Raw genomic sequence first — 8,102 nt, 5'->3', positions numbered from 1 at the left:
AAAATAATGTAGGCTGATTGTTTACAAAAAAAACATAATTTGTGTACAGTGTGAACCTCATGGAGCAAAAATATTCTACTCATAGAGTTTTATGCTACTATGAATTTATTGAGATTAGGAGTGGATTTAATGGGTCGTTTGACTACGCATGTCTTGGATACAGCTTTAGGATGCCCGGGGAAGGGTATCAAGATTGAGCTTTTCAAAATTGATGATGATACTCGTGAAAAGTTATGTGAAGTTGTAACGAATGATGACGGTCGATGCGATGGCCCGATTTTAGAAGGCGATACATTTGCTGCAGGGGTTTACGAGTTGGTATTCCATGCGGGTGACTATCTTGATGCAAAGGGTGTGAATACATCTGAACCAAAATTTCTTGATATTATTCCTATCCGTTTTGGCATTGCTGCGGCAGGGGAACATTATCATGTGCCGTTATTATTGTCGCCATATAGTTTTTCTACATATCGTGGAAGCTAGGCCGCCGTTGTAATATAGAAGCCCTCCGATGAAAGAGAGGGTATATAATAATCAGGATTGCGATGGTTAGTCGCAGGATTTGGGAGCAAAAAATTGACATCGCTTCAATTTGTTTTTCGTGGTGAATTACGGGAAATTGCAGATATTGACCCGACATATTCTGTCTTGCGTTGGTTGCGTGAGGAAGAAGGTGCTGTGGGCACCAAGGAAGGATGTGCAGAAGGCGATTGCGGAGCCTGTACAGTTGTGCTTGCTGAATTGGGATCAGATGGTTCCCTTGAATATAAGGCGTTAAATGCCTGCATTCAGTTTATGCCCATGCTACATGGTAAGTGGTTGTTAACTGTTGAAGATTTAGAAGCCTTACAAGCAGATGGTTCTTTGCATCCCGTACAACAGGCAATAGTGGACACATCGGCTTCACAATGCGGGTTTTGCACGCCCGGTATCGTAATGTCTTTGTTTGCGCTTTATCGGAATGAAAATCGACCGAATGTTAATCGTGTAAATGATTGTCTGGCGGGTAATTTATGTCGTTGCACGGGATATGGACCGATTATAGATGCTGCTCAAAAAATGTATGATGGCACTGAGGGGGAGGGCTTTACGCCTGCGGAAGCAAACGCGATCTCATTGCTAAAACTTATCCCTTCAGATCAAGGTATGTCTGTATCTGACGGAGAACGCCATTTCTTTGCGCCTGCTTCTTCAGACGAACTTGCTGAACTATATAAAAAATATCCAAATGCAACTTTGGTTGCAGGGGCAACAGATGTGGGTTTATGGGTGACAAAGATGCAACGTGTCTTGGAGCCTGTGATTTACTTAGGTCGTGTACGTGATCTTCGTGAGATCAAAGATAATGGCGATAATCTGATCATTGGTGCTGGTATAACTTATTCTGAAGCACATCAAGTGATTGCCGAACAATACCCGGATTTTGGTGAATTAATCCGTCGCATTGGATCAACTCAAGTTCGTAATGCAGGTACGATTGGTGGTAATGTGGCAAATGGCTCTCCGATTGGGGATACACCGCCAGCACTTATTGCTGCAGACGCAAAAGTCTTGTTACAAAAAGGTTCTGATATTCGTGAATTGCCGTTGCAGGATTTTTTCATTGAATATGGTAAGCAGGATCGGTTTGAGAGTGAGTTTGTAAAAGCAATCAAATTACCAAATCGCGCTTCAGATGTAATCTTCCGTTCTTATAAAATCTCTAAACGATTTGACCAAGATATCTCCGCAGCTTGTGGTGCCTTTGCATTAAAGCTGAACGATGGAATTGTGAAAGACATCCGCATTTGTTTTGGTGGGATGGCGGGCACACCTGCAAGAGCGAAACAGGCAGAAGCATCCTTGATCGGTCAAAATTGGTCCGAAGAAAATGTCGAAAAAGCTATGCAGGTGATGGAAGGGGATTATACCCCAATGACAGATATGCGTGCGACAGCTGATTACCGCATGATGGTAGCAAAAAACTTATTGATGAAGTTTTACTTGGAAACAACCGATACTCAAATAGAAACGCGTGTGGTTGGTGAGAAGGAGTTAGCGCATGTCTAAGTTAATTCCTGATATTACCAAAGATAAAATTGCTGGTGGCGTTTATCAAAATAAATTGCATGATAGTGGTCATAAACATGTGAATGGTCAGGCTGTCTATGTAGATGATATTCCTGAGCCGCATGGCATGTTGCATATCTATATGGGGATGAGCACGGTCGCCCATGCTAAGATTAAATCTATGGATTTATCAGAAATGCGCGCCTCTGAAGGTGTCGCCTGCGTTCTGACAGTCGAAGACATCCCGGGTATTAATGATTATAGTCCTGTTAAAGGCGATGATCCGATTTTTGCGGAAGGAAAGGTTGAGTTTATTGGTCAGCCAATCTTTGCTGTCGCGGCGGATACGATTGATCTTGCGCGTGCCGCAGCCAAAAAAGCGGTGATTGAATATGAAGAGTTACCCGCTATTCTCACAATTGCAGATGCGATGGAAAAAGGATCCTATGTTTCTGATCCGCATGTGATGGCACGAGGTGATGCAGATGGAAGGATTGCAACTGCCAAACATGTGATCAAGAACTCTGTCGAGCTTGGTGGACAAGAACAATTCTACCTTGAAGGTATGATTGCCATGTCTATCCCAGGCGAAGATGATGAGGTTAAGGTATATTCTTCGACCCAGCATCCATCCGAGGTTCAGCATAATGTGGCAAAAGCTCTGGCCGTGCCGGACCATGCCGTCACAATTGAGACACGCCGTCTAGGTGGTGGCTTCGGCGGTAAGGAATCCCAGCCAGCGTTAATGGCCTCTGTTTCTGCTTTAGTGGCAAAAGCAACGGGACGTGCGGCAAAACTGCGTCTTGATCGTGATGATGATATGGTTATGACTGGGAAACGTCATGACTTCCATTTCGAATATGAAGTGGGCTTCAATGATGATGGTCTGATTGAAGGTGTTAGCATGTTGCATGCATGTCGTGCTGGATATTCCAGTGATTTGACGGATGCTATTGCCGATCGTGCTATGTTCCATTGTGATAATGTATATTGGCTTCCAAATATCAAAGTGGAATCCTATCGCTGTAAAACCAATACAGTGTCTAATACTGCGTTCCGAGGCTTTGGTGGACCGCAAGGGGTTTTCTTAATCGAACGTATTATCGATGAAATCGCGGCGAAGTTAGATAAGGACCCATTGGAAGTTCGACAAAAGAATTTCTATGGCGTGGATGATAACAATGTCACACCATATCATATGACGGTGGAAGATAACGTTATTCACGAGATTTTTGAGGAATTGGAAGAAAGCTCCGACTATCAAAAACGCCGTGCTGAAATTCGTGAATTTAACAAACATAGCAAAGTCTTGAAAAAAGGAATTGCTATGACCCCTGTTAAATTCGGTATCTCTTTTACCACCACCTTCCTTAATCAAGCTGGTGCTTTGGTACATATCTATACAGATGGCAGTGTGAAGTTAAATCACGGTGGTATTGAAATGGGCCAAGGCCTGTTCACCAAGGTGGCACAAGTTGTCGCCGAAGAATTTCAAATCGATATTGAGCGTGTGAAAATCACTGCGACAGACACGAGTAAAGTACCAAATACATCGGCAACCGCTGCTTCCAGTGGGTCTGATATGAATGGGATGGCGGCTCAGGCCGCGGCGCGTACGATCAAACAACGTTTAACGGATTTTGCTGCAACGCAATTTCAGGCATCTGTCGAAGATGTCGAATGGTTGCCAAATCGCGTACGCGTGGGATCAGAAGAAATAGCCTTCACTGATTTGGTTAAGCAAGCTTACCTCAATCGAATTTCCCTAAGTTCGACAGGCTATTATGCCACACCGAAAATTCACTATGATCGTGAAAATTGCAAGGGTCGTCCTTTCTTTTATTTCTCTTACGGGGCTGCGGTTACCGAAGTATTAGTTGATACGTTAACTGGTGAAAATAAAATCACTCGCGTAGATATTTTGCATGACGTTGGTAAGTCCTTAAATCCGACCATCGATCTTGGTCAGGTGGAAGGGGCTTATGTGCAAGGGGCAGGTTGGCTCACCACAGAAGAGCTTTGGTGGGATCAAACTGGTCGTTTACGCACGCATGCGCCAAGTACATACAAGATTCCTGCTTGCAGCGATCGTGCAGAAGATATGCGTATATCTCTTTGGGAAAAGGGAAAAAATGCAGAAGAAACCATTTATCGATCAAAAGCGGTTGGGGAGCCGCCATTGGTTCTGGGAATTTCTGCATTCCATGCGATTTCAGATGCAATTGCCAGTGTAACTGACTATGAAGTCTATCCTGCACTGGATGCACCGGCGACGGCAGAACGTGTATTGATGGCGGTTGATCGCACGAAGAAAGCCGCCAAGTCGTAAATTTTAAAGCCAACATGATAGGGGAGTAATCGTGAAACACTGGCTTAACGAATTAAGAGAAGAATTACAGCAGCATGACAAAGTTGTGCTGGTAACTGTTGCTCTTATTCGTGGCTCTACTCCGCGTGAAGCAGGTGCGCATATGATTGTATCCAATCATGGCTTCAAAGGTACTATTGGCGGGGGCAATTTAGAATTTAAAGCGATTGATCAAGCTCGCGATCTTTTAAATGATGGTGATAATGCAACCCTCTATCAAGATTATCCACTTGGCCCTGCACTTGGGCAATGTTGCGGTGGTGTGGCTTCCCTGCTTTTTGAAACTGTCAATGCGACTGATCATTGGGTGCAGCAAGTATCTGAAGGTATGGTGACTGTTGCCTCCTTGTCTGGCGAACAGACGAGACAAGTTTATAACTCTGCTTTAGAAAATGTCGAAAATTTGTTGCCAGCGAAAGTTAGGGGTGCAGCAGGGGATATATCAGAACCAACTGAATTAATGGCAGAGGAAGGGTATTTTCTGGAAAGAGTGGAAGATTTCCGAATCCCCCTTTATTTATACGGCGCTGGTCATGTGGCCCATGCGCTTGTTTCCATGTTGGTGAATTTGCCATTTAAAGTCACTTGGATAGATAATCGCCTCAATATGTTTGGGACTGACTGTCCAAATGATATAGATACTAAGGTTGTGGAAAATCAAGAAGATATGGCATATGCTGCACCAAATGATACATTTCATTTAGTGATGACGCATGATCATGGGATTGATTTGGAAATTACCCATGCGGTTTTAGCTGAAAACCGTTTTGGATATATAGGTGTTATTGGATCTGATACAAAACGGGCTCGGTTTGAGCGACGATTAAAAGCACGTGGGATTGATCGTGCTGTTCTTGAAAAATTGAACAGCCCGATTGGTATTCCGGAAATCACTGGGAAACAACCTGGTGAAGTTGCATTATCAGTCGCGGCGGAAATGACCATCTTGTATCAGCAGATTGCAGAAGAAATGAAAGAAACTATAAATAAGGCGGATGGAGCTGTTTCCAGAATGCCAAAACAGGGAGAATAAAGGATGAGCAGTGCAGCAACTGAAACTGCGCGTCTCAAACTAACAGGGGTGACCAAACAATATCCAGGTTGTTTGGCCAATGATGATGTAAGTTTGACGATTATGCCCGGCGAAATTCATGCGCTATTGGGGGAGAATGGCGCAGGAAAATCGACCTTAGTAAAGTTTATTTACGGGGTTGTAAAAGCCGACAAAGGAATGATGGAATGGAATGGTCAACAAGTTGATGTAGTCGATCCGAATGCAGCTCGCCAATTAGGCATCGGTATGGTTTTCCAACATTTTTCCCTATTTGATTCTTTAACTGTGGCTGAAAATATTGCACTTGGTATTTCTAAGGAATTGGCTGGTCCAGGACTTGAAGAGCGTATTGAGAAAATTTCCGAAGATTATGGTTTGCCTCTAGATCCACATCGTCATGTGCATAGCCTTTCTGTGGGTGAACGACAACGTATTGAGATCGTACGTTGTTTGTTGCAAGAACCAAAACTGTTGATCATGGATGAACCGACTTCGGTTCTGACACCTCAAGAAGCAGAACGTTTATTTGTCACCTTGCGTCGTTTATCAGCAGAAGGTGTCTCTATTCTCTATATTTCTCATAAACTGGATGAGATTAAAGCGCTTTGCCATGCTGCAACCATTATGCGCGGCGGCCGTGTGACGGGTGAATGTATCCCAGCAGAAGAGACAGCAAAATCTATGGCTGAAATGATGATCGGGACCAATTTAAAGGCACCGGAACGCCATGATGATGTAACGCTAGGTGATGTGCGTTTAAAGATTTCCAGTCTGAACGTGCCAACCGACGATCAGTTCGGTGTATCATTGGAAGATATTAGTTTTGATGTCCGCGCAGGTGAAATCCTTGGTGTTGCAGGTATTGCTGGTAATGGTCAGACAGAATTGATGGATGCATTATCTGGTGAGGCTTTGGCTTCTAATAATGAAAGTATCTGGATCGAAGGTGAAGCTGTTGGTTTAACGGGGCCGGGTGGCCGTCGTCAGTTAGGTGTTGGCTTTGTACCTGAAGAACGTCTTGGTCATGGGGCTGTGCCGGATATGACCCTATGGGAAAACGCTTTCCTAAGTGGTATGAAACGGATGAACTTGATGAGTAATGGATTTATGAAAATCAAGGAAACAGTGGATTATGCAGAAAGCGTGATTAAGCAATTCACCGTAAAAACACCAGATAGCAGTCATGCGGCAAATAGCTTGTCCGGCGGTAACTTACAGAAATTCATCATGGGTCGTGAAATTATGCAAAGCCCAACTGTTATGATTGCTTTGCAGCCAACATGGGGTGTGGATGCGGGGGCTGCGGCTTTTATTCACCAAGAATTAATTAATTTGGCGAATAACGGGGCTGCTGTTTTGGTTATTTCGCAGGATTTGGACGAACTTTTTGCTATTTCCACACGTATCGCCGTGATCGCAGAAGGCCGCATGTCTGTAGCGAAAAATGTAAGTGATTTAACAGTAGAACAAATTGGTTTGATGATGGGGGGCACACATGATTTGCCCGATGATCCACATGCGCAGCCACATGTTGAAGGAGGCGTAAGCCATGTTTCTTAAACTTGAATCGCGTGGTGAAGCCAATCGCAATATGGTCTATCTAACCCCGGTTTTGGCGGTTATTTTGACCTTGATCACAGGATTTTTCCTGTTTTTGGCAATGGGGCATGATCCATTTGAAGCCTTATATACATTCTTCATTTATCCGATTAGCAATAGCTACGGTATTTCTGAACTATTGGTGAAAGCAACCCCAATTATTCTTTGTGCAATCGGCCTTTCTATGGGGTTTCGTGCAAATGTTTGGAATATTGGGGCGGAAGGCCAATTAACCTTGGGGGCCATTTTTGGTGGTACCGTCGCCCTGATGTTTTATGAGCAAGAAGGCTGGTATATCATTCCATTAATGATGGTTGCCGGTGTTGTTGGTGGTGCGCTTTGGGCGGCTATTCCCGCATTCTTGAAGACACGTTTTAATGCCAATGAAATTTTGGTTAGTTTAATGCTGACATATGTGGCATTTCAATTGCTGAGTTATTTGGTGCATGGTCCGTTACGTGATCCAGATGGATATAACTTCCCTGAAAGCCGCTTATTTTCTGACAGCGCTATTGTCCCTATCCTATGGGAAGGGACACGTTTTCATGTAGGTGGATTATTTGCCTTGTTAGCCGTTGTTGCTGGCTGGTTGATGATTTCACGACACCTTATCGGCTTTCAAATCCGTGTGATTGGTATGGCACCAATGGCCGCAAGTTATGCAGGTTTCAGTGAAAAGAAACTCATTTGGTTCACATTACTACTTTCTGGTGGCTTAGCAGGTCTTGCTGGCATGTTCGAAGTTTCTGGTCCCGTTGGGCAGTTAGTGCCATCCATTTCACCAGGCTATGGTTTTACTGCTATTATCGTGGCCTTCTTGGGGCGTTTGCACCCGGTTGGCATTATGATGGCAGGATTGCTGGTTGCATTAACCTATCTTGGTGGGGAAAGTGGTCAAATTACGCTCGGTTTGCCAGAAGCTGTTACTGGAGTGTTCCAAGGCATGTTGCTTTTCTATCTTTTAGCGTCTGACGTTCTCATCAAATATCGCGTTGTGCCGAATTTTGGCACTGCAAAATCTTAAGGGTAGGG

The 8,102-nt window shown here is 44.1% G+C and carries 6 protein-coding genes; all 6 read left to right on the top strand.

Going from position 1 to position 8,102, the window contains the following annotated elements:
• Positions 1-129 precede the first annotated feature (129 nt).
• The 6 genes from uraH to E1160_RS09025 all read left to right on the top strand — a co-directional run bounded on the left by uraH (position 130) and on the right by E1160_RS09025 (position 8,094).
• Positions 130-483, top strand: coding sequence for a hydroxyisourate hydrolase (gene uraH / locus E1160_RS09050; RefSeq protein WP_155154827.1), 354 nt, complete (start codon positions 130-132; stop codon positions 481-483).
• Between the two features lie 93 nt (positions 484-576).
• Positions 577-2,049 (top strand): xanthine dehydrogenase small subunit, encoded by a 1,473-nt coding sequence (xdhA, locus tag E1160_RS09045; RefSeq protein WP_155154826.1) that lies wholly within the window; start codon positions 577-579, stop codon positions 2,047-2,049.
• Positions 2,042-4,378, top strand: coding sequence for a xanthine dehydrogenase molybdopterin binding subunit (xdhB, locus tag E1160_RS09040; protein WP_155154825.1), 2,337 nt, complete (start codon positions 2,042-2,044; stop codon positions 4,376-4,378). Before xdhA ends, xdhB begins: the two co-directional genes overlap by 8 nt.
• A 31-nt stretch (positions 4,379-4,409) precedes the next feature.
• Positions 4,410-5,450 carry a xanthine dehydrogenase accessory protein XdhC gene (gene xdhC, locus E1160_RS09035; protein WP_155154824.1) on the top strand — a complete coding sequence of 347 codons (1,041 nt, stop codon included), beginning with the start codon at positions 4,410-4,412 and terminating at the stop codon, positions 5,448-5,450.
• A 3-nt stretch (positions 5,451-5,453) separates the two neighbouring features.
• Complete coding sequence (locus E1160_RS09030) at positions 5,454-7,031, top strand: ABC transporter ATP-binding protein (protein WP_155154823.1); 1,578 nt, start codon at positions 5,454-5,456, stop codon at positions 7,029-7,031.
• The gene (locus E1160_RS09025) at positions 7,021-8,094 is read left to right on the top strand and encodes an ABC transporter permease (RefSeq protein WP_235914087.1); all 1,074 of its coding nucleotides are present in this window, start codon (positions 7,021-7,023) and stop codon (positions 8,092-8,094) included. Before E1160_RS09030 ends, E1160_RS09025 begins: the two co-directional genes overlap by 11 nt.
• Positions 8,095-8,102 lie beyond the last annotated feature (8 nt).

It is taken from the genome of Curvivirga aplysinae, assembly GCF_009711445.1.
Lineage (GTDB): Bacteria > Pseudomonadota > Alphaproteobacteria > UBA8366 > Aestuariispiraceae > Curvivirga > Curvivirga aplysinae.
This window is presented reverse-complemented; position numbering and strand designations above follow the sequence as displayed.